Origin of the sequence: Mesotoga prima MesG1.Ag.4.2 (assembly GCF_000147715.2) — a bacterium.
Taxonomy (GTDB): domain Bacteria; phylum Thermotogota; class Thermotogae; order Petrotogales; family Kosmotogaceae; genus Mesotoga; species Mesotoga prima.
The window spans coordinates 1,855,910-1,880,089 of the sequence record NC_017934.1; the positions used below are offsets into that span (position 1 = coordinate 1,855,910).

A 24,180-nucleotide genomic window follows, 5' to 3' on the forward strand; every position below is an offset into this window, starting at 1 on the left:
GTCACAGCTCCCTCAGTTTAGGATTGAAGACTTCGTCCAGTCCAGTATTCATAAAGTAGAGCGCGCCGACGATAGCCGTAATGGCTACTCCGGGAGGTATCAGCCACCACCACATTCCGAGCTGAATTGCGCTCCAAAGAACCGCATTCTGCATCATTAGCCCTAGAGAAATCCCCTGCGTCGGGCCGAGCCCGATGAAATCAAGCGTAACGGCTGCGAGAATAGCGCCTCCGAACTGGAGTATGAAGGTCATGAAAAGATAGGACATCATGTTTGGAGCGATCTCCCCAAAGATTATCCTCATGGGTTTCATGCCAGTTATTCTTGCGAGGTCCACAAAGTCCCTTGTTCTCAAAGTAAACGTCTGGGCCCTTATCGCTCTCGCCGCCCACGGCCAAGAAGTGAGCCCTATAAATATGCTCTGGACGAGTATTCCCCTGTATGGCAGATAAGCCGCAACAATTAGAAGGAGGGCCAGCGTCGGTATCACGGTGACCACATTGGTCAACATATTGAGCAGCTCGTCGATCATGCCTCCATGGTAGCCGGCTACGAAGCCGATTAGGACTCCCAGAAGCGTAGCGAGACCTCCGGCAACCAATCCGACCAGGAAGGTTGATCTCAGCCCGTAAACCGTCTGCGAGAAAACATCCTGCCCGAAGGTTGTGGTCCCTAACCAGAACTCTTTTGAAGGAGGGTGGTAACCTGGCCCCGCATAATCGAGCGGTCCGTACTTCGCGAAGAGAGGTCCGAAGATCGCGAGTAAGATGAAGATCACCAGTATGAAAAAGCCGACCTTCAGACGTCCGTTCCTCAGGGCGAAGTATAGAAATTCATTCTTTGTCTTCATACAGTCTCTCCTTCTGCCGTGTGCCTGATTCTCGGATCGATCAGTATATACGCGATATCCAGAATGATGTTAGCCAACAACACGCCGACGATTATGAACAGAAAACAGCCCTGTATTAGGAAGTAATCTTGATTCATTATCGCTTCCTTTAGAAGATGTCCGATGCCGGGGTATGAAAAGACGACTTCGGTAGCAAGAGCCCCGGCAACTATGACACCTAGCTGGAGAGCCAGTCCTGTGATCTGAGGAAGAACCGCGTTCTTATAGGCATACTGTCTGACCAGTCTTCCCGAGGCACCCAGAGATTCAAGGTACCTGGAATACTCGGCCTCGAGTTCGTAGATGATCATGTTACGCATTCCGATGGCCCAGCCTCCAAATTGCACGAGAAAGAGAGAGCTGAAGGGAAGTATCCAGTGCTTCAGGAAATCCCAGATGAAGGTCCAGCTCCAGTTGGGGACCATTGAAAAACTGTAGGCGCCCGCTATGGGAAGAACGTCTAGCGCGACCCCAAAGAACCAGGCCAGAAGTATACCGAGCCACATGTAGGGCGTGGCCGTAAGCACGTACCAGATGGGCAAGACGATGCCGTCTAGTTTCTTTTTCCTGGCGGCAAAGGCGCCGAACTTGTTCCCGGCTATATAACTCAACATTATTGCGGGAATCAAAAGGGCAAGATCAAAGGGCAGGGCCCTGGCTATTACCCTCGTAACGGGAGCGCCTGTAACATATAAGCTGACTCCGAGATCGCCTCTGAAAAGGCCCGCCCAAAAAGCGAAATACTGATGAAGAGGTGACTTGTCCAGCCCGTAGATCTCGTTAAGGTAGCCGGCGATTACCTCGGTTGTATCCGATCTGGTGGAAAACCTAGACAGTAGATTCGTAATTGGATTGCCGGGCATGAATCGCGGTATCATCCAGTCTATCGTAACCGCAAATACAAATGTCAGCAGGTAGATTATTATCTTTCTTCTGAAATAGGCTCCCACAGTCTGAGTCTCCTTCCTTTACCCTACCCACGTGATGGAGAGCTTCATCTTCTTGCCCAACCAAAAGTTATTTTCAGTTGAAAGTGCGATACTCAATTCCTTCCGATCACCCATTCAGATTCAAGAGTCTTTAGGCTCTCGCTTGACAGAGAGAGGTGATTAGACAGGTTTTTCTTTCTTCATAAATTGCTGAAAGTTGGTTTTTTAATAATGTTTAGAGACTGCGCGTATGAAGACCCGGGTGCAACCTTATACTCATAGGCAGTCCGGCATCTCGATCTCTCCAGTCTGTACCATTATCGCTATTGTCTTTCGGTATTCGGACGTCTTGCCAGAACACTCTTGTTCGTCGCTCAGCGAAAAACAACACTCGGAGCCCGAACATGACAGGTTGAATCTCGCATGAGCCAAACCGTTTAATCTCAGTCTGCCAAAAGCCCCCACGGGCCGGAAGTCCATGGGGGCGAAGATTATACTCTGTTACTTAGCCTCCAGGGCTGTCAGCATGAATATACCACCGAGCTGCCATTTTCCGTTCCACGTACATGGATAGTAGTGAGGGCCGTGTTCGCTCGGCCAGTTGGTCCAAACATTGGTACTTGCCTGGAACCACATTCCGTTGAACCAGAGGGGAACGTAGGGAATCTCTTTCAAGAAAAGCTCTTCCAGTTCCGACATGATCTTTTGACCAGTCTCGTAGTCATCGACAGGCGTTCTGTCGAAGGCTTCCATCAACTCAAAGGCCTTGGGATTGTTGTATTTTCCGTAGTTGCCCTGAGTCTGCTGCTCTCTGATATCCCAGAATAGCCAGTAGTAGTAACTCCATACTGTGTTAGACAGGTTGCTGTTGAAGTTGTTTATCGCCATATCGAAGTTGCCGCCGTAAAGCTCGTCCTGATACCTCGAATAGTCGGGGAACTCGGCCTTTGCGTTAATGCCCACGGCGTTCAGGTTGTTGGCAATTATCTTTATCGACTCCATCCAGTCGGTCCAGCCGAATGGAACTATTATAGAGAGCTCTATCTCGGAACCGTCCGGCGCCTCGACGAATCCGTCTCCGTTAATGTCCTTGTAGCCCGCATCGGCAAGGACCTTTTTGGAAACCGATGGATCGTACTTGAATCCATACTGCTCGACAACCTTTTCATCGTAATACTTCATCCAGGCGTCGATAGGAAGGAAGCCAAGTGGGTTAGACTTGATTACCTGGTTCTCGAAAACCCTTGTGACTATGTCGTCGGCGTTTATTGCCCAGGCAACGGCCTTCCTGAAGTTAACATCATCCATTGGCTTTCTGCTGTTGTTTAGAAAGAGAACTGCCGTATTGTCGGAAAGCATGTAAGGCGGGCCATCGAAATATGTGTGGATTCCGTAAGCGGATTTGACGGCTGGGACTCCTGGAAGGAAGAAGTTACTGATATCCAGTTCCCCTTTGAAGATCATACCGAGAGCCACGTTGTTTCCCGAAACGGTGAGATAGACTATTCTCTTGGGCGTAGGCTTTATTCCCAGCTGCTCGATAGCCCACCAGTTTTCGTTTCTCAAATAGATCATTCTGTCCTGACCGTAACCTTCGGCTGTGTAGCAACCCGTTCCAATGGGCCCCTCGTTCGCTCCAGTCAGAATTTCGGCTTCCGTCTTGTTTTTCCATATGTGCTCGGGAACCATGGGCAACTGGTAGAGCTGGAAGGACCATTGCTGATACAGCGGTTCGGTGAAGTGGACACGTACAGTCAGTCTGTCTACTATCTCCACTTCCTTCATCCAGTTCCACATAGAGCTGTAATGGACTCCGGGATACTTCTTTGCGATGTCAAATGTGAATTTCACATCTTCGGCATTGAACTCCTCTCCATCCGTCCAGTATACTCCGTCTCGAAGCTTCAGCTCGTAGGTCTTTTCGTCTATCCATCCTCCATCCACCGCAAGCCAGGGTATCATCTCGTTGCTCAGAGGATCGAACATAAACAGGTATTCATAGATTAGACCGTTGGTTCCGGTCATAATCGCCCATGGGGTGAATGGGTTCCAGTTGTTTGGTGGACTCCAAAGGCCTCCACCGGCGTACAGAGTTTCTTTTCGATCGTAAACTTGACCAATTGCGAGGCTACTAACGAGTATGATGGCCAGAAGTAGTAAAATGAACCTCTTTTTCATATACCCAACCTCCTTTACTTAGCCTTAAGGGCTCCGCTAACATAATATTCCTGAAAACATTTACATATTAAAGCGATCTCAGGCCGATATTTCTCAGAAATCTGGAATTATCATCGAACTATGCGTAATGCTTTCTACATTCACAAATAATTAACGCTATTTCAAGGTAAACCGTGTAGCCTTCCGCATGCATTATCTGAATTATCTTTAGTGAAGTTCGTGTAAGTGTTATTCTCTCACAATAGAGTGACAAAGATGAATTTGTTTTTGCCGTTTTATGCGGAGAATGTTTTTCGAAGGACCCAAATGAAATCCTCGCATATGAAAATGGTTTTCATGTATCGGTTCGTTAGGGTCGAAATCCTTATGGCAAGAACCCGCCCTTGGATAAGATCAAACTTAGATCCCGAAACAAGTTCGGGATGACAGCTAACGGTTACTCCGAAAAGGCTAGATTCCATCGTTCCGACAAAGCTCCTGGTCGGAATCTCGATGCTATTGCTTCCCGGCTCTCCCCGATGGACAGAGAATCGTTTAACTGAGGACCACTTTCTTTTGCTCTTTCAAACCACGGACCTCCAACCCCCAACCCCGGTCTTTCAATTCCCGAAACAATTTCAGGCTGACAGTGTTAGGCGATTACGAAAACTTCACATACCGTCATCAAGAAGCCCGACCTTGATCCTTCCAAGAGCATGGACCCGTCCTTCGGGAAGAACGGTTCTTCGTTGCTAAGCGTCCGGGTTGTTCGTGGTTTGCCTTCCCGATCAGGTGAGGACTTCTGCGACATCGTATCCTTGTCATTCAGGTCTTTCAATTGATCTTCAAAGGGTTTGGTTAGTTTTTGGTCGACACTTTACGTAGCTCGTTAAGGAAACGTTCACATTCTTTTCGACCAGCCGTTCAGTTTGTTCACGGGCGGGACCGTTCCGAGCGTACCGTACGCAGCCGATAACAATCCATAAGAGCCCGCTCGAAAGAATGACTCACCGAGTACAGCGTCGAAGGGCTCTGACGAATCGCTCTTTCATCGGTTTGGGCAACAAGATTGTTTTAGGTTTCTCATGCAGCCGTGTGGCATTGGAGGATTCACTTTTTCTACTCAGGCAGCGTTATCTTTCCCGACAACTGGTCTTTGGTGGCTTTCAATACGTTTTGGGAAGCGGGTCGTCCAGAAGGTTTCTGCCCCAGAGCGGCAACTGAACTCTCGGAACAATCAAACGCAAGATTTGCCAGTGCCGATTTGCTCTGCTTCTTTATCGATCTCAGGAGTGACTGGATATACGGCGCATCCCAGCCACCAAGTGTTTTCTTGCTTCCGGCATACTCACACTCCGGCTGGCTGTGATTAAACTTTTCAGGGACTTGGCTACCAATTCAGCGAATGATTCGACTCTGTCGGCACATCGATAATGGCTGTCAGTCTTGTGCCTTGACAGTGTTCCCGAATAAAAACCAGGCGTGAATACAGGCCCTTTCTGGAGTTTCTATCATTAAGCAGGGGAGGGGGAGTTCATGTGCTCGATCAAAGGTATCGCATAGGCATTCCAGGCCTGGATCGTACAACCGCCAGCGGGAAGTATTTCCGGTAACGCCCCGTACATTTCGCTTTTTAGAGAGTTCTCAAGAGACAAGATGAACTTTTCAGAAAGGTCCGGCCTTCCGTATCTAATTCCCGCTTCTATGGCAAGGAGAGTGGGAAGTGACCAGACAATATCGTTTTTGTCTCCCTCTCCATAATCGCCTGCTTCGAAGGTTTTTAGAGGGAGCGAGTGTATCAGCCCCGGCTCTTTGAAGTAGCCTATCTTCTCCATTTTTGCCAGCAATCTCTCCCCGATTTCTCTCCGGATGAGACCCATGGACAGTGGGTAAATTTGTATAAAGTGACCCTCGAAATTCCCGCTTTTTTCGGTGAGGGCATCGTAAAAAAGGCCATCTTTGCCGTACCAGTCTTTTAGAAACTCACGATCGTATCTTTCAAGGAGCCAAGCCGCGAACTGAGAGTTTTTGAGATCTTTCATCATGTTCGAGTCGCGTAGCTCTTTCAGCATAGAGTATAGCCAGCAGGCGGAATCCAGCAGAGCAAATTCGCCACTGATGGGTACTTCTACGATGCCTTCACCCTGAGGATACAGCTTTCGCGAAAGGTGACCGGAAACATGTGAAAGCGCGTTGTCCACAAGTTCTAAGTACTCTTTTTTGGAAGTCTTTACCGCATACTTCAGGGCTAGATAGGCAAAAGCGATTATCTCGTTCATTCTTCCGTAAGCGTATATCCTGCCCGCCGTAGTAACTTCGTGAGGGGCCAGGCCGTTGCCAAATTTCGCGAGATTGTCTACTGTCTTTCCCACAAGTTCCAGCATGGGCGTGTCGAGCAGTCCGAGGCAGGTATAGACTCCATCGATCCCGAACCACCAGGGGAACTCTCCCAGCCCAGCGACAAATCCGCATCCCACGTCTCTTTCGAAGAAGAGTTCAAGAGCTCCAGCCCTTGCCCAGAATGGTATAGTGTCCTGGAATGGTGGAAGATATCGACGGTTGTGTTCCTCCCGCTCAAGGAGGTATTGTTCGTAACCCTCTTTCCCTGGTCTGCCCAGAGCAATAACCGCTTCAAGTCTGCCCCTTCTGCTGAGTTTCAGCCAGTCGCCTTCCGATGTGGCCTTTCCGTTCACTTTGACGAAAGAACTCATGCCCTCTAATTCGCGCCATACGATCGTGTCCCGGTCTTGATTCTCCACTCTCAGCGAGATGTTTCCAGAAGGTCTGTCTTCGAGCCACACTAGATCCATCTCCTGTCTGAGGCAGAACTCGATCTTGGCACGACTCTCAATTCTGATGGCGATAAGTGGCCGTTCAGGGTGGGCAAGAATCCGGAGGTCGGCCCCGGGATAGTTGACAATTCGTTCCGAGACTTTGTTCTGAAAACTTGTCGGCGAAACCCTCTTTCCATTGAGCGAGAGAAAATACGAAGAGAATAGCCTGTATTTATCTAGCCAAAACCCGCCCATCTTTCCCTTCAAGTGCCAGCCAATGTTTTCTGCGTTTCCGTCGATACCTCCAAAAAATATGCCCTTCTACCTGCCACGTAGTAGTCAAAATTATCCATCAGCCTTTCACCCCGGATGAAACGCCTGTATCTATGAACTGCCTCTGGAAGATCAGGAAAATGATTATCATGGGAATCGTCATCATTATGGAAGCTGCCATCATATACTGCCAGTACGTATAGTAACTTGTCCGGTAAAAATCAAGGCCCACAGTTAGGGTAAACATCTCCTTTCTCGAGGTCATGAGCAGCGGCCAGAGAAAGTCGTTCCAGGTGCCAACAAAGATGTATATGGCCAATGCTGAAATGGCCGGTTTTGAGATTGGCAACACGACTTTGAAGTAAGTCTTGATTATCGAGGCGCCATCGATTCTTGCGGCCTCTTCCATCTCCCTGGGAATAGCCATGAAGAACTGCCTCATCAGAAAGATCCCAAAGACACCGGTTAGCTTGGGGAGAAAGAGGCCGTAATAAGTGTTCACGAATCCGAACCTCACCATGAGGTTGTAATTGGGTATCAGCGTGACGTGACCGGGGATCATGAGTGTGGCTAGAAAGAGTGCGAACCACAGATCCCTCAGCGGAAAACGCAACCTAGCGAAGGCGTAACCTCCAAGGGCATCGAAGATAAGGTGGCCAATTGTTACCAGCGCGGCATAGATGATCGTGTTAAGTATCCATCTGGCGTAGGGCGTGATCTTGAAGACTTGTACGTAATTCTCGCCGGTAGCGGGGGCTCCGAAAAACTCCGGAGGCCACTTAAACAAATTTATCTCGGGAGGCCACTTCATTATATCCGTACCCGTTGTCACACCGTTTTCGGTGTATCTCATAGGAGTGAGAGATACTATGGCCGACCAGAGGAAGGGAAAGAGCGAAACGACCGCATAGAGAATCAACACGACGTAGGCGATAATCATACCAATCTTTAGTTTTTTCTTCATGTAATCGCCCCCTTAAAAATACGACTCTTCCTTTATCAGTTTGCGCTGAAGGGCAGTGATCGCGAAAATTATCAGAAAGAGGACCATCGCGATCGCAGAAGCATAGCCCATCCTGTGATATTCAAAAGCGTTCTTGTATATGTAATAGGAAATCGTTATATTTCGCATGTTTTTGATTAGGAAGTATATCTGGTCAAAAACCTGCAGACAACCTATTATTCCCATTATCGATACGAAGAGCATCTGAGGTCTGAGAAGGGGCACAGTGATCTTCCAGAAGGTCTTCCAGAATTTCGCCCCATCGAGCTGGGAGGCCTCGTAAATGGATGATGGAATACTCTGCAGCGCGGCCAGAAAGGTTATCATGAAGTAACCGGCTGTGGTCCATATGTTCATCACCATAATTGCTCCGAGAGCCGTATTCGGTTCATTGAGCCAGTCAACAGCCTGAAACCCGAACGTTGAAAGGAACCTGTTCAAAACGCCGGGCTTGGAGTATATAAGCCAGAAGATCATCGAGATAGCCGCGGAAGAAGAAATTGAAGGGAGGAAGAAAACCGTCTTGAAGAATCTCTGTCCCATGATTTTCATGTTGGCGGCTACGGCCAGGAGGATTGCCAGTAACGTTTGGATGGGTACGACTACGATGGAATAGACAAAGGCGTTCTTTAACGAGATCCAGAAATACTGATCCTTGAACATCTCTCTGAAATTCTTTAATCCTACAAATTCCGGCACGTATCTCGTGAAGAGTTCACTCTTTGAGGACATGTATTCCTTCATGAAGTCTTTGACAGATACCGAACTGTTGAGCCGGCCTGCCAGAAAGTCTTCTACTATTTTGTCCGTATCTAGAAAGCTACTTACGGCTTCCTTTTGCTCTGCGTTCAGTTTTACCCCCATATCCAGCGTCAAGAAAGTTACCGGGTCAAAAAGAGAGAGAAGCTCATTCTTGACAAGTCCTTCTTCATCGGGGAAAACGCCCAGATGAAATGAAACGGATTCTTCAGGGACGAAGGTCATGTTGAATTTTTGGGCTTCCGTGGGCTGGTAGTTGGTGAAGCTGTAGTACAAGCCTGCGAAAACAGGATAGATCGTGAAGATCAAGATGGTGATTATTATAGGCGCTGCGAAGAGATAACCAACCATGGCTTCTCTCGTTTTGAAATTCAGCTTCATATCCTCACCCCTCTAAAGAGATCCGGGCGGATCGCAATCCGCCCGGCAAGAGACAGGTTATTCGGCTACCCAGCCCGAATAATTCTCTTCGACAAAGGTTAAGGCTTCGGAGAGGCTGATTTTCTGATAGAAGAGATCCTTTAACAACGAATTGAGCTGGTCGTGTGCTCTGGAAAAAACTCCGCTGGGTGTCTTGACCTTCCAGGGAGTGCCATACTCCGCGCCTCTGTAGAATGCCTGTTTCGTTGGATCGGTATCCTTTTCAGCGTTCTGTATGTTGGAGGCCAGTACTCCCGCTTCGCTGACAAACCGCTCTTGTCCCTTCGTAACAAGGAATTTCAAGACTTCCCAGGCTGCATCCTTGTTTGGAGTAGTTCGGTTTATGCTCCAGGAGACCGTATAAACCATCGTTGACTTCTCAATAAGATGCGGCATCTCGACTATACCGGTGTTCTTCAGAACTTCCGGGTAATCGCCGGCGAGGAATCCGATGGTCCAGGGGCCGGTCATCGCCATAGCCACCCTTTCCTTTCCATAAGCTTCTCCAATCCAACCAGCACCCAGGTTTGCCGGTTCCTGAGCGACTTTGTACTTGTTGACCAGATCGAGATAGAAATTGAGGCCGAATTTGGCATCTGGTTTACCCAGAGCTACGTTTAGATCCTCGTCAACGATGTCTCCGCCTGTTCCATAAACAAAAGGTAGTATCCTATTGAGATCGGCCGCAAGAACCAGAGGGGTTTCAAAGCCCTTTCTCTTGAGTTGAAGAGCCTTATCAAGCATATCGAACCAGGTGTCTTCGTCTGTAGGGTAGGCGACATCGTACTGGTCGAATATTTTCTTGTTGAAAACAAGTGCAAGGGTCGAAAAGTCCTTCGGGATCCCGTAGATCCTATCTTCGTACTTGAAGGCTTCGATGAGATTGGGGTAGAACCAGTCGATGTCGAAACTATCGTCTCTTTTGATGTATAGATCTAGTGGAAGGAGCATATTCTGCTTGGCCAGTTCTTCGAACCAGAAGGCTTCAACATAGAAGAGATCAGGAGCGGTGCCAGCAGAATACTGGGTGATAAGCATTTGCCTGAAGTCCCCCGGTATAGGCTGCCATTCGACCACGATATCCGTTTGCATGTTGTTGAATTCTTCGACGTTCTTCATTATGACGGCCTCTTCAACAGGGTTTCCAGGCCAGCCGCTGATTCTGATGTTCGTGACCCCTAATACCATGAGTCCAGCTAACAAAACAAGACTTACCAACAGAAATCTTTTCATACTAAACCCTCCTTTTCAGGCGTCCAGCGCCTTGGATATTACTAGAACAGTTCCTATAGACCACAGCTGAGGTGAGCAACTTGTTGGATATTCAATCAACTTTCCAGATGTTTCAGATACTGACAGACCGCTAAAGAGCTCGGGGAGGCGATTGTCATGATGTTTGTCCTTCACTTTCAACAGATCCCGCGCGAGCTGTCTGGCCTTTTCGTAAAAACCATATTTTATCAGGCCAAGCATAATCAGTGAGTTGTCGTGCGGCCAGACACTTCCGTTGTGGTAGGAGAATGGATTGTAACGCTTCATTTTGCTGGAGAGCGTTCTTATCCCCCATCCGGTGTATAGTTCATCGGAAAAGAGACGGTTCACCAACGCCTCGGCTCTATCTTCGTCCACTATGCCCGTCATTAGGCAGTGCCCGGGATTTGATGTTATTGAATCGACCGGTTTCTTGTTTTTATCCAGCGCCGTAGCGAAGTAGTCTTCGCTCTCCAGCCAGAAGTCCCGGTTGAAATTTTCTTTCAGGGCGGCTGCCTTCAGTGCATACACATTTGCCCTTTCTTCGTCCTCAAAGAGAGCCATGAGTTTTTCGAGACACTTGAAGGCATCATACAGATATCCCTGGACCTCTACTGGCGCCAGTGGAGGCTCTGCCAGCGTACCGTCGGAGAAGCTCACGGAGTCGGCGGAATCTTTCCAGCTCTGAATAGATAGACCGGTGCCTGAAGGTGCGAATTCGATGTATCCGTCGTTATCTAGATCAGCGTAAGTATCGATCCATTTGGCAGCTGCCATGATGCTGTTTTTTATAGATCTTATAAAGTTCCAGTCATTAGTCTGTGAGTAGTACCTGTGTGAGAGCATAATGAACAGGAGCGTTGCATCTATCGATCCGTAGTATCTTTCAAAAGGTAGCCTTCCGGCTAGCGATAGTTCATTCAGACGGGTTTCATGAACGATCTTTCCGGGTTGTGCTTCGGTCTGGCTGTCTTCTTCTTTACTTTGAAGATGAGTATGCACCGTAAGGATATTTCTCGTTATTTCAGGAAGAAGATCCACGGTCTGGAGGCCAAAGATAAGGCTATCCCTCCCAAAAACTGTGGCGAACCAGGGTAGGCCTGCGCCTGGAAAATCACCGTAGACTGTGGGAATCATGAGCATTTTCAGATCTCCCAGTTCCCTTTCATCCAGCAGCGAAGTCTTTTTGATAGGCGCAATATCCTTCACCGGTCTTTCGGACAACATCTTCTTGAAAACAACGTCCTTTTTCACATATTTGCCGAGCCTCAATTTCCCGGATACTCTCTCAATCTGACCTGGTCTAACTTCCAGAGAGAGTGAAGTCAGAGAGTTCTCAACGGTATCCCTTTCGAGGTCGGTCTCATATTGAAAACTCCTCGGTGGAGAAGAGGAAAGAGTTCTCGAGCTTTCGAGCTCATTGTATGAGTCATTCTTTTTCCTCACTGAGAAAATGTCTTCGAAGACGCAAATGATATCATATTCGAAAGAGATCCGAACTTCTTCCAGAGAATAACTCCTCACCGTCAACTCTGTTTGAAGAGCATTTCCTTCAGCCCGGAGACATTCGGAGACTGCGATATCGTAATGTGGAATTCCCGGTTTTGATCGCCCCAGATAATGGGTTTCAATCCTGTCCCAGGAAAAATCTGTGTGTAGTCTTCTGAGCTTGTGCGAGGACTTTAATATCATTCTGGATATGAAACGGGTATCCTCCAGATAAAGTCCGGCCGCCTTTTCATACTCGCAGTCGATGATCCCTCTGTCATCGGTAACTACCATAAGGTTTCCGTTCTTGAAAACCTTCATCTTTTCACCTCTGAGGATTCTCTGACAATCAGCTCGACCGGAAGAATCGTCGTTTCCGTGTGGTCTTCGGATATGAGTCTGATAAGATTGATAGCGGCCCTTCTTCCGACCTCGTCTATTGGCTGGTGGATCGTTGTCAGAGAGGGCGAAACGTCTGATGAAATGGGAATATCGTCAAATCCCACGACTGGCAGAGAAACCCCCTCTTCCCTCAAGGCTTTCAACGCGCCAATCGCCATCAGGTCTGAAGCCGCAAAGATGCCGTCGAACTGGCCAAGGTGTTTTTTCGTTATTTCGAAGCCGCTCTTTTCAACGAAGTCTCCATTGCGGCCGAGAAAGGTGAAATTCATTTCCTGCGCCGCTTTTTGAAAGCCGCGTTCCCTCCATAGAGAAACGCTTTGATCGGCTGGGCCGTTAATAAAGAGAACATGCGAGCAACCTTTTCGGGCGAGGTGCTTCCCTGCAAGATACGCACCTCCTTCATTATCGGTATCTACAAATGAGATGTCCTTATCTTTTTCGTTTCTACCGACTGCCACAAAAGGAATGTTCCGCAATTTGAGAAAGTCCACTCTTTCGTCTTCGTTTTTCAAGTCAAGTACCACAAATCCATCCACTAGTCTTTTGTCTGTGAATACACGGTAAGTATCTATCACGGAGTTATGTGGTTCGTCGGTTGTCAGAATAAGATGGTAACCGAGACGACTCAATTCGAGCGAGGTCTCCCTCAAGAAAATCGAAAAATACGGATATGTGAAGAGATAATCAGCGCTGTGCGGAACAATAATCGCAATCATCTTCGTCTGCTGGCTTCTAAGGCTTCGCGCCTGCTGATTTGGCACGTAGCCTAGCTTGCTTATTACACTTTCAACTCTCTCGCGGGTTTTAGCTGATACCTTCTCTGGATTGTTTATTACCCGGGAAACAGTCGCCGTAGATACTCTTGCCATCTTCGCTATTTTGGAAATGTTAATGTTCATATAAGCAACTCCTGCAAAAGATGTAATCGATTTCAATGTAATCGATTACATTATATAGACAGTTAGTTTTTAACAACAAACACAAATGCCGGCAATTTGCAGGCATTTTTCCTGTTTATTCATTAATAGGGACGAATGTACGGTTTTTCCTCACTGTACGGGAAAGTTTGGCAGAATTCCATAATTTCTAGATATGAGAAATGTGAGTAGTCTCGCTGGTTCTCTCGAGAGCAGTTTCAGGTTACCAATTTCAGAGCGGGATGCTGTGGGCATTGACAAGAGACTGACAGCGATGTGTTCAGAAGCTTGCGGCGGACTATATACCTATGTTTTCACTCTCCATATCGAAAAGCATCAGTGCCATGCAACCTTGTGGCCCAATATTTAGCCTGTGAACCAATAATACAAAAAAACTCACTCATCATATTGTCCCTTGCCCTCGTGACTCCATTTTCTGCATTCAGTCAACCTAGGGATCAGGATACCAGGAGATAGACTCTTGTTGTTGAGGTCTCCCTGGTCCTCCGTGACCGCAGGCCCATCCTTCGAGCAGAGCCGCGCGACTCTGATGAAAACCACGTTGTTTGTCAACGGTCTACCGTCCTCCGAGAGGATCAAAACAAGATCCCGAAACAAGTTCGGGATGACATTGTGAGGGGCTTCTTGAAGCCGCTGCTCGGATAATTTTTTTCAGTTGCAGTGAGCCCCTGAATTGATTGCCGGTTCTGTTCACGAGACCCCATACCCTGTAATCGATACCCCGTGCTCAACGTATCTGAACCTGTTTCAGCATCGATGGTCGTCCCAGCGAGCAGCGTCTCTTAGCGAGCGACAAGCGTCTCTCTTCAACTATGACCTGCTTAACGGACAGTTTTTGATTAAAATGTCCAGTATATAAAACACAATTTCATATTGTCGCTCTAGAGATCTTTTGATGAGGAATGTAAAGCTGTATTCTTCGCTCAGGATTTTTCCCTCTCGCATCCGGCTCTCCTTACCTCCAATTCTCGCTCTTGCTCATGGTCAAATCAGAAGCTAAGGAATTGATTATAGGCTCTTACTGAACAAGGTTGCGCTTGGAATTGACAACTGTTCCGGTTCACTTGGTCTGGCCGAACTAAACATCCCAGCGACACTGAGGAATACGACCCTTTCATGCAGCATTCTGAAAATGAAAGGGTGAGATTCTTTCAGCTGGTACACGTTCGAAAACTACTCTTAATAGAGAACACAGTGTAATGGTCTATATGCCGCATAAAAGCTTAATTGCAGCAAAAGAAACGCTTCACGAAGAAAGTGTAGAATAAAACTGGTATAGACATATAGATATCTGTGTGTGAATGCGAGGTGTCAACATGATACCTATCTATCTTAAAATCAGAAACTACATGATCAAGCAGATCGAAAAAGGCATACTTATCCCCGGTGACAGAATTCCGTCTGAAAGGGAGCTTGTTGATCTCTTCAAGGTAAGTCGCATGACTGTTAGACACGCCATCGATCAGCTGGTTAACGATGGAATCCTTGTCAGAATGGTAGGCAAGGGTACTTACGTAAGCAGTGAGAAGTTTGCAACCGAGCTAAATGTTTTGAGAAGCTTCTCAGAGGAAATAATCTCTACCGGGCATCGCCCCTCAGCCAAATTGATACGGATCGAGAGAGGTCAGGCTGGAAACTCAGTCACTTCTCTTCTAAGGATTGACAGCAGTCATGAGGTGATGAGAGTTGAAAGACTGAGGTTGGTTGACGATCTAGAAATGGCGATTACTGTTTCGTACTTTCCTTTGTCAAGAGCATTTCCGGTAGATGAGATAGACTTCAGCGCGACTTCGATCTACAACCAAATTGAGTCCCTAGGCCTTCGAATAGAAAAGGCTACCGAAACGGTTACAGCTGAAGCAGCCGACAAAAGGACTGCGAACTTTCTGCGTGTGAAAGACAAAGCCCCCCTCCTGAAAATAACTAGGCTCACATTTATTTCGAACAACGTACCTATTGAATACATGGAGGGATTGTTCAGGCCAGACAGATATTTTATATCCCAAGAACTCTATAGACAGGAAGTGAGATGATGAAGATGTTTGAAGAAATGTTTGGAAAGAAGCTCCCAATAATCGGTGTAGTTCATCTGCAGCCACTGCCAGGTGCGCCGAGATATGAAGGAATGTCTATGAAAGAGATTACCAGGCTCGCTGTTGAAGAAGCCAAAACCATGGTGGAGAATGGCGTGGACGGCCTGATAATCGAAAACTTCCGCGACATGATGTTCAAAAAGAGAGTCGGTCCCGAGACCGTTGCATCTATGACCTATGTTGCTTCGGAAGTAGTCGCTAATCTCTCTGTTCCAATAGGGCTCTGCGTTCTCCAATCCGATGCGATTTCTGCTCTTGCGATCGCGAAAGCAGTTGGGGGCAAGTTTATCAGGGTACCTTACTACACGGAGACATACATAGTTGATGCTGGAATGATGGAGAGTATTGCAGCCGATGCACTGAGATTCAGAAAGATGATCGAAGCCAGAGACGTAAAGATATTTGCAGATGTACACATCAAGCACGGCTATTCGCTTTCACGCAGACCCATTGAGGAATCGGCCGAAGATGCCTTTGAACGAGGACTTGCCGATGCCGTTATTGTCACGGGGAAAAAGACCGGCGGCAAGACCAAACCAGAGGATGTAAAGGCGGTAAGAGATTACCTTCCAAAGCTTCCACTTATTGTGGGAAGCGGGGTGACTCCAGAAAGTCTTTCCGAGTACTTCCCACAACTTGGCGATGCTGTAATTGTTGGAACGAGCCTTAAGAAAGACGGTAAGACTGAAAGCCCTGTGGACCCCGAGAGAGTCAGGCAGTTTGCAAATCATATGGAGAAGTGCAGAAAGGAGCTTGATTGATGACCACAATAACTGAGTTCAACCAGTTGTTTGGTACTTCGAAACCAATAATTGGGATGATTCATCTAAAGCCATTACCAGGCTCACCAGTTTATGATGGGGAGGGTTTAAGAAAAGTAATAGATCATGCGCTGGACGAAGCGGGAAAGCTCATTGAAGGCGGAGTAGATGGCGTTCAAGTCGAGAATTACAACGATCCGTCTTACTTCCCGGATGTTGCCGCCCCCGAGACTGTTTCCTCGCTCTCCATTGTTGCACACGAAGTTCACAAAGCTTTTCCGGATACGCCTATGGGCATCTGTCTTCTTGCCGATCCAATAGCATCCATTGCTGTAGCGCATTCCTCCGGCGCGAAATTCGTGAGAGCGACCGTGTTCACCGAAGCATCTGTAGATGTTTCGGGCTTAGCAATAAGAAGACCTCATGAAATTCTTAGATACCGCAAATTCCTCGATCCTTCCATAAGGATCTTTGCAGACGTTCATATCAAACATTCCGCGCCTCTTGCGATGAGACCGATTGAAGAATCCGCCTACGATGCCGCATATTTCCTGGCGGATTCTGTAATCATTAGTGGAAAGCACACTGGATTTGAGACGCCTCTCGAAGATCTGAAAAAGGTGCGAGGCGTACTTCCAAATTACCCGATTATGGTGGGTTCAGGAATGAACAAGGTTAACGCTGGAAAGATCTTCGAAGTAGCTTCAGGAGCTTTTGTTGGTTCCACTTTCAAGGTCGACGGTGATTCTTACAAGTCAGTGGATTCCGAGAGAGTCAAGGAGTTCATGAAGGTCATCAAGGAGATAAGAAAGCGATGAGCAGATCCGTTCTTGTTCTGGGTGATGTAAACGTAGATATAATCGGGAAGTTTGATGGGTTTCCCACACCGGGTAGCTGTGCCTACAGCGAGAAACCGGCTTTGCGACCCGGTGGCTCAGGACTGAACACTTATGTTGGATTGAGAAAGCTTGGGATCGATGCTGATTTTTTCACTATGATAGGAGAGGACATTTTTGGCGATTTCATAAAGGCCGAACTTTTGACACTTGGAATTGAATTCTCTCCTAAAATCTCGGAGTCGTATTCAACCGGTGTAGTGTTTTCTCTCTCTACAAACAACGAGCGGACCTTCTTCTCATTCAGAAGAGGTGCGGCCGATGTACATATAACTTACGAAGATCTTTCGGGAACCTCTCTGGATTCAGGTATATTGTATCTTACGGGTGTGTCTGTTGTAGAAGGTGAGGAGACTTTCGAGACATTTCTTAGAGTTGTTGAGGAAACCAAGTCTTCCGGCACGAAGATCTTCTTCGATCCCAACATAAGAAAGACCGATTTGGTTTCGATTTCGAGAATAGAAAAGATAATTCCTTTCGTGGATGTCTTCCTTCCCGCTCAAGATGAGTTGAAAGCTCTATTTTCAAAGTCTGACAAGTTCAGGTTTTGCTCGGACTTGCTTTCAACTGGTATTTCTGACATCTGGATAAAGAGAGGAGCAAATGGTTGTTCTCTCTTTTCGAAGGATAGCTGTTTTGACTTTCCCGCTCCAAGAGTAACGGCTCTTGAATGCACGGGAGCAGGTGATGCCTTCAACGCAGCCGTTATCTGGGGTTATGTCAACAATCTTGAAGAGAAGGAGATTGGCATTTACGGAAATATTTACGCAGGGATCAGCACAGAAAGAATCGGTGCTGCTACATCTTATCCCTATAGAAAAGAGATGTTAGAAAGCAAGCACTATAAATCTATCAAAACGGGGGTGAAAGTATCATGAAACGAATGATTCTCGTTCTATTTCTACTGGGGATCGTTGCAACGGGTTTCGGCGCATTGAAGGTGGCCATTGTTGCAGGAGACGCAATCGGAGACCGTGGATTTACGGACATGGCTTACATTGGCATTCAAGAAGCAGAAAAGCAGTTCGATATTGAATACAAAGTATTCGAGTGCCATGTCGACCCTTCGAAGTATTTTGATTCTTTGAGAGCGGCAGCTATGAACTACGATCTAATCTTCGTAGATCCTGGCTACTTCTTTGACAAGGAGCTCGCGGAGGTAAGCGCAATGTTCCTGTCGAAGACCTTTGTCTATATCGACGGCGCATCGGATCTTCCAAACGTCGTTTCAGTTCCTTTCAAGCAGAATGAAGGAGCTTTCCTCGCTGGATGCCTTGCTGCGCTATTGACTGACAAGACTGAACTGTGCAAGATCAATTCCGAGAAGATAGTTGGATTTGTCGGCGGTTTCGATATGCCCGTAATCAGGGACTATCAGGTCGGTTACGAACATGGTGTCAGATATGTCGATCCAGAAGTCAAGGTCATTGCGAGATATGCCGGAGATCATTACGATCCAGCCCTTGGAAAAGAGACGGCCTATTCAGTATCTAAAGAAGGAGCCGATGTGATTTTCCAGGCCGCGGGCCCCACGGGTCTCGGAATTCTCGAGGCAGCTAAGGACTATGGCTTCTTTGCAATTGGCGTTGATACGGATCAGGGCTATCTTCAGCCAGGTTTCATAGTGTCTAGTATGATGAAAAAAGTTGACGTCGCAGTTCTGGATATCGTTAGAATGCAGGTTGAGAATAAGCTTGAAAAGGGTTCCCTCCATGTCTACGGTATTGCTAATGGCGGAGTGGGACTCGCGTATAACGAATTCATGATGGATACAGTACCAGCGTCAGTCTACATAGAAATCAGAGAGATTCAGGAGAAGATCGCGAACGGAGAAATCGTAGTAGACTCATATCTCAACTGATGTTTTTTGGAGCCCCTCCGGGGGCTCCGTCTTCAATATCTCGGGGGGTGTTACCAATTCTTGTCTGCAATAAAGTCTCGAAGACATACCCAAATGGCCTGGAAGCACTCAAAGAAGTGAGTTTCGATGTAAAAAGAGGCGAGATTCACGCGATCGTGGGAGAGAATGGCGCTGGAAAGTCGACTCTGATGAACATTCTATTTGGAATGTTCAAACCGACTTCGGGAGAAATAACGTTCAAGGACAAGCAGTTCTCGCCAAAACATCCCTCGGAAGCGATAGGCCTTGGCATAGGAATGGTACACCAGCACTTCAAGCTCGTGCAGAGCATAACGGTTGCCGAGAATGTAGTGCTTGGTATGGAGAAACGCTTTCAGAACAGAATTGGAAAGATCAACAACGCCGAGATGAACAGTTCGGTTTCTTCGTTGATTGAGAGGCTTAGAATGTCGATCTCTCCGGATGACAGAATACAGGACTTACCGATAAGTAAGAAGCAGCAGGTTGAGATTCTTAAGGTTCTCTATAGAGATACGGATTTCGTTATTCTTGATGAACCAACCGCAGTGCTAGCCCCGAACGAGGTGGATGACTTTCTTGAATTTGTGACTGGAATTAGGGACATGGGTAAGACGGTGGTTTTCATCTCTCATAGACTGGGAGAGGTCTTCGCTATTGCTGACCGAATAACGATTTTGAGAAGGGGCAAGGTCGTAGGTACTTTTGACAAGAAGGACGTGAACAGAGAGAGTGTGGCAAACATGATGATCGGAACAGCCAGTGATCTCTATGAACGACCAGAAAACTTCGTGAGAGATGAAATCGTTTTGTCTGTGAAGCAGATTTCCGACGCATCGGGAATACTAAAGAATTTGAGCTTTGACCTCCACGAAGGGGAGGTCCTAGGTTTCGCAGGAGTTGGAGGAAATGGTCAGGAGGAGCTCTTTGAGGTGCTTGCAGGAAATCTGATGTTGTCCTCGGGAGAAATCTTACTAAAGGGATCTTCGATCGAATCACTAAATACGCTCGAAAGAAGAAAAGCAGGACTTGCCTATATCACCGACGATCGAATGAAGAAGGGGCTAGCGCCTGACAGAAGTATAGTCGAGAACAGCATTGCGGGCCACCATAAATCTGGAAGATTTGGGAAACTGGCGATAAATAGCTCGAAGGCAAACGCGTTCACCGAGTCAATCATTGCCGATTACGACGTTAGAACAGGTAAGAATATTCGAACCCCTGTGAGGGCTTTGTCGGGGGGCAACATGCAGAAACTTCTCGTCGGACGCGAAATCGCATATGATCCTGCCGTTCTTATTGCTTCTCAGCCCACAGCAGGAGTCGATGTGGCAGCGAGAAAGCTCATCCACGATTCGTTCAGGAGACTTTCAAAGAGTGGTTCCGGTATTATCTTGATCAGCGGTGATCTCGAGGAGATAATGGATCTTGCGAATAGAATTATTGTGTTATACCGCGGTAGAGCCGTTGCGGAGCTGGCATACCCTCATTACGATACGACGGAGATCAGTTATTACATGACGGGGATAAGGGGGTCGCAGAATGCAAGCTGCACGAACTCTTAGTCTAAGAAAGCTCCTTCTCTCGCTTCTTCTCGTAGTTTGTATCTTATCGGTTTGGGCACTGATTATATGGTTTGGCGGAGAGTCACCTTTCAAAGGATTCAGCTTTATTATTGAAGGTTCACTAGGCAACCACTATCAGCTTTTGTCTACTTTAAACAAAATGGTTCCATTGATTTTAGCCGCAGCCGCCGTTGCCGTTCCTGCATGGACCGGAATGTGGAACATCGGTGGAGAGGGTCAGTTATTGTTGGGAGCATTCGGGGCTGCTCTAGTCGGTTTTTCTATAGATTTCGGAGCGGGTATCGTGAACATTGTCGTGGCCCTTTTGGTATCTGCTGCATTTGGTATGGCCTGGGCTGCGTGGCCTGCGATATTCAAGATCAAGTTGAGAATGGATGAGGTAGTTACTACTCTGATGGGGAACTACATCGCCGCTCAGTTGATAGCCTATTTGATCAACAAACCATTTAGAGACCCTCGATCACCTCTTGCCCAGACTCCCTATATAAAGTCGAATTATGTCATTCCATATTTGTTCGAAGGGTCACAGTTTTCCGCGACTTTTTTTATTGCTATAGGGATAGTTTTGGTTCTATTCGTATTCAGGAAGAAGTTCATCATGGGATATGAATTTGAAATCACTGGAAGCAACTCGGTTTTTGCAGAGTTGAGTGGAGTTAAGGTCAAGAAGATAAAGCTTCTGTCGATGCTCATTGGAGGTGCTTTGGCAGGTCTAGCCGGTGGTCTTCTGGTCCTGGGAATGACACAAAGGGTTATGCAAAGTTTTCCACCGGGATACGGATTTACTGGTCTCCTGATTTGTCTACTTGCATTCAATGATCCACTGATCATTATTGGGATTGCCTTTCTCTTCTCTGTACTTCAAACCGGAAGTGTGAATCTACAGTTGTTCTCGTCGGTTCCGGCTGAGATTAGCGGTGTTCTTCAAGCGGTTATGGTTTTATTTGTAGCTGCATTCAAGACCTTCATTGTTGGACGGGGGGATAATTAGAATGGACATGGAATTGATCACTACACTATTTCGAACATCAATCCGAATGGCGACTCCAATTCTGCTTGCATCGTTAGGAGGGGCACTAACTTATCATGCAGGTATAATCAACGTGGCTATGGAAGGACTCATGCTGATTAGCGCCTTCTTCTCCGTAGTGTTTTCATATCTTACAGGGAATGCTTTTTACGGCATAATTGCCGGAATGATGGCTTCCATTCTAATATCATTGCTGTACTCAGTTTTTGTAAGTTTCTTGAAAGCAAACAACTTCGCAATCGGTTTTGCAATAAACATATTGGTGAGTTCACTCACTTTATTCCTTATGAGAATCATGTTTAAGGGAGAAAATGCATTCAACTCTCCAGATATAGCGCCAATTCCTGAACTCAAACTCATAACTGGAAACTACTTTCTAGACAACTACATTCTGAATTTCAGTATACTCACTTATCTTTCAATTCTGATTGCTTTTGTCTTGGCATTCATAGTCTACAAGACCTCCTTTGGGCTCAGGCTTAGGGTTTGTGGAGAGATGCCTCAGGCCCTTACAACAGCAGGTGTGAAGGTGGGGTTTGTTCAACTGTGTTCCAGCGTTTTGTGTGGAGCTCTCTGTGGACTTGCGGGGGCACAGCTTTCGCTATACAACGTAAGGATGTTCTCCCGCGAGATGACGGGCGGGAGAGGTTTTGTAGCACTTGCCGCGATTCTAATTTCGGGGGGAAAACCGAAGAGGATACTTGTCATCTCTCTGCTCTTTGGTGTTTTCGATGCTCTTTCTGTCAAGCTGCAAGGCGAGAAGGTCGCGCCTCAGTTCGCTCTAATGCTGCCTTATGTGATGAGTGTAGTCGTTCTGCTGTTGTTTCATCTGAAGTCCAGAAAGGGACTGAAGAACGCCTGAAGCAGAATCTTTCACATGGCTGGACTAGATTACTTGAGCAAGTCAACTTCTGAATCAAGATACCCAAATTATGCGGGCCACAAAAAAGACTGAGCTCTTTTGTGAAGAGCACTTCAAATAACCGTCAATAAGCCTTATGAAACTAGCTTCTTAGGACACCCGTAGCGGCAACATTGCGCCTTTCGTTTTGCTGGCGGTATTGGCTATTATAAGAACTTCAAATGACTAACTCGGAAGCAATTGTGTGTGCACAATCTGAAGCTACAGCTTTATCTTACTGTGGTAGTGAGTTTTGATTCTGTTTCAATAGAGATTTCCTGTAGCCTGATGAAGGTTGACGGGTTGTTAAAAATGGAGTCCAGAAAAGGTTTTTCATCCAACGGCAGGAAGGAAGGGATTGCATGCCACTCTCTAGTAACAGATCAACCTAGACATGTGATGATCTCAATCTGCTTAATATGCGTATGAACCAGAAATGCTAGTTTGGAAAAGACTACACTTTACACTTATTAGTTATGTAGACTTATACTGAAAAGCCAACTTTGTGAACGAAAATCCGGAGCATAAAGTGGCATTTTTTATTTTCGCAGTGACTAACCGTATGTTAACTATTTAGAGAAAGCTGACGAATATCATACCTCAAAGTCTGTCTTGAACTGCCAAAATCCTTCGTATTCTTCAGACTCAGTGATACCCATTGAGCTTACTATAATTTGTTGAGGCTTATCCTAAGCGATTATTGTCACTTATAGTTCTTAATCATTGGTTTTTTACTCAATAAAAGACATAAATGGACCAGGCTCTCTTTCTTTATGTAACTAATCACATTGTCTAATTAGAACAGGGAAACTTCCATTTTGTTTATAATGTAACAAGTGGTATATTAATCGCATCAGTACATTGCACCTCTTCCCATATTTTCCCTGAGCCCTCACTTATTTTGTATAGATGCAAAGCCTCACTTGTGGAGGTGGGTAATGAAGAGCGAAATTTTCTCGTTTTGTTTGCTGGTGCTTATAGCAGCTGTGGTGCTATTTATAAGTCGATGTCCACCCGTTCCAAACACGCTTCCAACAATCACCAAAGCAAGTAGCCCTTCCGGAGCAATATCCCAGAACAGCAGCACATTCAGCTGGAATGGAAGTGATCCGGATGGAACTATTTCCAAGTACGAATACAGAAAAGATGGTGACAGCTGGGTAAGAATGGCACGAGCACAAGCTATACATGGAGTGGATACTCTAAAGGCTTGCACACATTCGAAGGCAAGGCTCAGGACAACGAAGGTACTAACTCGAGTGTGATAAGCGAATTGTTTTCTCTCATGAATTGCAAATGCAACCTACCGGTTCGCCGAATAACCTAGATGGAACTACGAAGACGGGTTTGAAAGTATGCGTTTTAAACGAACAAGGAGATTATTCGCCTGAAATGAAAAACCACTGGTATTCCTGGGAAGATGTTTTTCACAGTACAAGGAGCTAATTACTTCGAGAATATGCAAGTTGCCGAAATGGTTACTGAATATCGCGGGTTTATAATAATATAGGAGGTAAGTTGATGCCGCAATTTCAGTTTGTTGTTTTACGATCCAATAGAGTTTCTTACCGCTTTTAGAAAAACCTATAACCTTTTGGGAAGTTAGTACCCATTTCCGATAAAATGCCGATATATTTCCGATAAATTGCTTCTTTCGTTCTTTCGTGACTCCATTTTTTGCATTCAGTTAACCCTGCTTTTTTTGCTATGAGATAGATCTTCATTCGAGAGCTAAGAGCTTTGCTCTTGGT

18 protein-coding genes are annotated in these 24,180 nt (G+C 46.5%); 9 read left to right on the forward strand and 9 right to left on the reverse strand.

Translation table 11 applies throughout. The features are described 5' to 3' along the window. Position 1: 1 nt before the first annotated feature. The 9 genes from THEBA_RS08645 to THEBA_RS08685 form a co-directional block, all read right to left on the reverse strand. The gene (locus THEBA_RS08645; RefSeq protein WP_006489299.1) at positions 2-850 is read right to left on the reverse strand and encodes an ABC transporter permease; all 849 of its coding nucleotides are present in this window, start codon (positions 848-850) and stop codon (positions 2-4) included. Beyond that, a complete protein-coding gene (locus THEBA_RS08650) occupies positions 847-1,839 on the reverse strand; it encodes an ABC transporter permease (RefSeq protein ID WP_006489297.1) in 993 nt (330 codons plus the stop codon). The genes THEBA_RS08645 and THEBA_RS08650 overlap by 4 nt, the downstream gene beginning before the upstream one ends. A 480-nt stretch (positions 1,840-2,319) precedes the next feature. Beyond that, positions 2,320-3,996, reverse strand: a complete 1,677-nt coding sequence (locus THEBA_RS08655) for an ABC transporter substrate-binding protein (RefSeq protein WP_014731202.1) — start codon at positions 3,994-3,996, stop codon at positions 2,320-2,322. A gap of 1,493 nt (positions 3,997-5,489) precedes the next feature. Then, positions 5,490-7,004: a glucosidase family protein gene (locus THEBA_RS08660; protein WP_014731261.1), complete on the reverse strand. Its 1,515-nt coding sequence runs from the start codon at positions 7,002-7,004 to the stop codon at positions 5,490-5,492. Positions 7,005-7,101: 97 nt separating this feature from the next. Then, on the reverse strand, positions 7,102-7,986 hold the full coding sequence (locus THEBA_RS08665) for a carbohydrate ABC transporter permease (RefSeq protein ID WP_014731204.1): 885 nt from the start codon (positions 7,984-7,986) through the stop codon (positions 7,102-7,104). A gap of 12 nt (positions 7,987-7,998) precedes the next feature. Continuing rightward, positions 7,999-9,165, reverse strand: coding sequence for a carbohydrate ABC transporter permease (locus THEBA_RS08670; RefSeq protein ID WP_014731205.1), 1,167 nt, complete (start codon positions 9,163-9,165; stop codon positions 7,999-8,001). A gap of 57 nt (positions 9,166-9,222) precedes the next feature. Further along, positions 9,223-10,437 carry an extracellular solute-binding protein gene (locus tag THEBA_RS08675; protein ID WP_014731206.1) on the reverse strand — a complete coding sequence of 405 codons (1,215 nt, stop codon included), beginning with the start codon at positions 10,435-10,437 and terminating at the stop codon, positions 9,223-9,225. A gap of 15 nt (positions 10,438-10,452) precedes the next feature. Beyond that, positions 10,453-12,264, reverse strand: coding sequence for an amylo-alpha-1,6-glucosidase (locus tag THEBA_RS08680; protein WP_014731207.1), 1,812 nt, complete (start codon positions 12,262-12,264; stop codon positions 10,453-10,455). Continuing rightward, positions 12,261-13,244: a LacI family DNA-binding transcriptional regulator gene (locus THEBA_RS08685; RefSeq protein WP_014731208.1), complete on the reverse strand. Its 984-nt coding sequence runs from the start codon at positions 13,242-13,244 to the stop codon at positions 12,261-12,263. The genes THEBA_RS08680 and THEBA_RS08685 overlap by 4 nt, the downstream gene beginning before the upstream one ends. 1,355 nt (positions 13,245-14,599) lie before the next feature. On the opposite strand from THEBA_RS08685, the gene THEBA_RS08690 reads away from it, so the two are divergent. The 9 genes from THEBA_RS08690 (at position 14,600) to THEBA_RS08730 (ending at position 23,694) form a co-directional block, all read left to right on the forward strand. Continuing rightward, positions 14,600-15,316, forward strand: a complete 717-nt coding sequence (locus tag THEBA_RS08690) for a GntR family transcriptional regulator (RefSeq protein WP_014731209.1) — start codon at positions 14,600-14,602, stop codon at positions 15,314-15,316. Continuing rightward, positions 15,316-16,137 (forward strand): BtpA/SgcQ family protein, encoded by an 822-nt coding sequence (locus THEBA_RS08695; protein ID WP_049794054.1) that lies wholly within the window; start codon positions 15,316-15,318, stop codon positions 16,135-16,137. Before THEBA_RS08690 ends, THEBA_RS08695 begins: the two co-directional genes overlap by 1 nt. Next, positions 16,137-16,955 (forward strand): BtpA/SgcQ family protein, encoded by an 819-nt coding sequence (locus THEBA_RS08700; protein WP_014731211.1) that lies wholly within the window; start codon positions 16,137-16,139, stop codon positions 16,953-16,955. The genes THEBA_RS08695 and THEBA_RS08700 overlap by 1 nt, the downstream gene beginning before the upstream one ends. Continuing rightward, a complete protein-coding gene (locus THEBA_RS08705; protein ID WP_014731212.1) occupies positions 16,952-17,911 on the forward strand; it encodes a carbohydrate kinase family protein in 960 nt (319 codons plus the stop codon). Before THEBA_RS08700 ends, THEBA_RS08705 begins: the two co-directional genes overlap by 4 nt. Continuing rightward, positions 17,908-18,894 (forward strand): BMP family lipoprotein, encoded by a 987-nt coding sequence (locus THEBA_RS08710; RefSeq protein WP_014731213.1) that lies wholly within the window; start codon positions 17,908-17,910, stop codon positions 18,892-18,894. Before THEBA_RS08705 ends, THEBA_RS08710 begins: the two co-directional genes overlap by 4 nt. A gap of 47 nt (positions 18,895-18,941) precedes the next feature. Beyond that, the gene (locus tag THEBA_RS08715; protein ID WP_041928452.1) at positions 18,942-20,477 is read left to right on the forward strand and encodes an ABC transporter ATP-binding protein; all 1,536 of its coding nucleotides are present in this window, start codon (positions 18,942-18,944) and stop codon (positions 20,475-20,477) included. Continuing rightward, entirely contained in the window at positions 20,455-21,489 is a 1,035-nt protein-coding gene (locus tag THEBA_RS08720; RefSeq protein WP_014731215.1) for an ABC transporter permease, read from the forward strand. The genes THEBA_RS08715 and THEBA_RS08720 overlap by 23 nt, the downstream gene beginning before the upstream one ends. A gap of 1 nt (position 21,490) precedes the next feature. After that, positions 21,491-22,390 carry an ABC transporter permease gene (locus tag THEBA_RS08725; RefSeq protein WP_014731216.1) on the forward strand — a complete coding sequence of 300 codons (900 nt, stop codon included), beginning with the start codon at positions 21,491-21,493 and terminating at the stop codon, positions 22,388-22,390. Between the two features lie 977 nt (positions 22,391-23,367). After that, entirely contained in the window at positions 23,368-23,694 is a 327-nt protein-coding gene (locus THEBA_RS08730) for a hypothetical protein (protein ID WP_014731217.1), read from the forward strand. Positions 23,695-24,180: the final 486 nt, after the last annotated feature.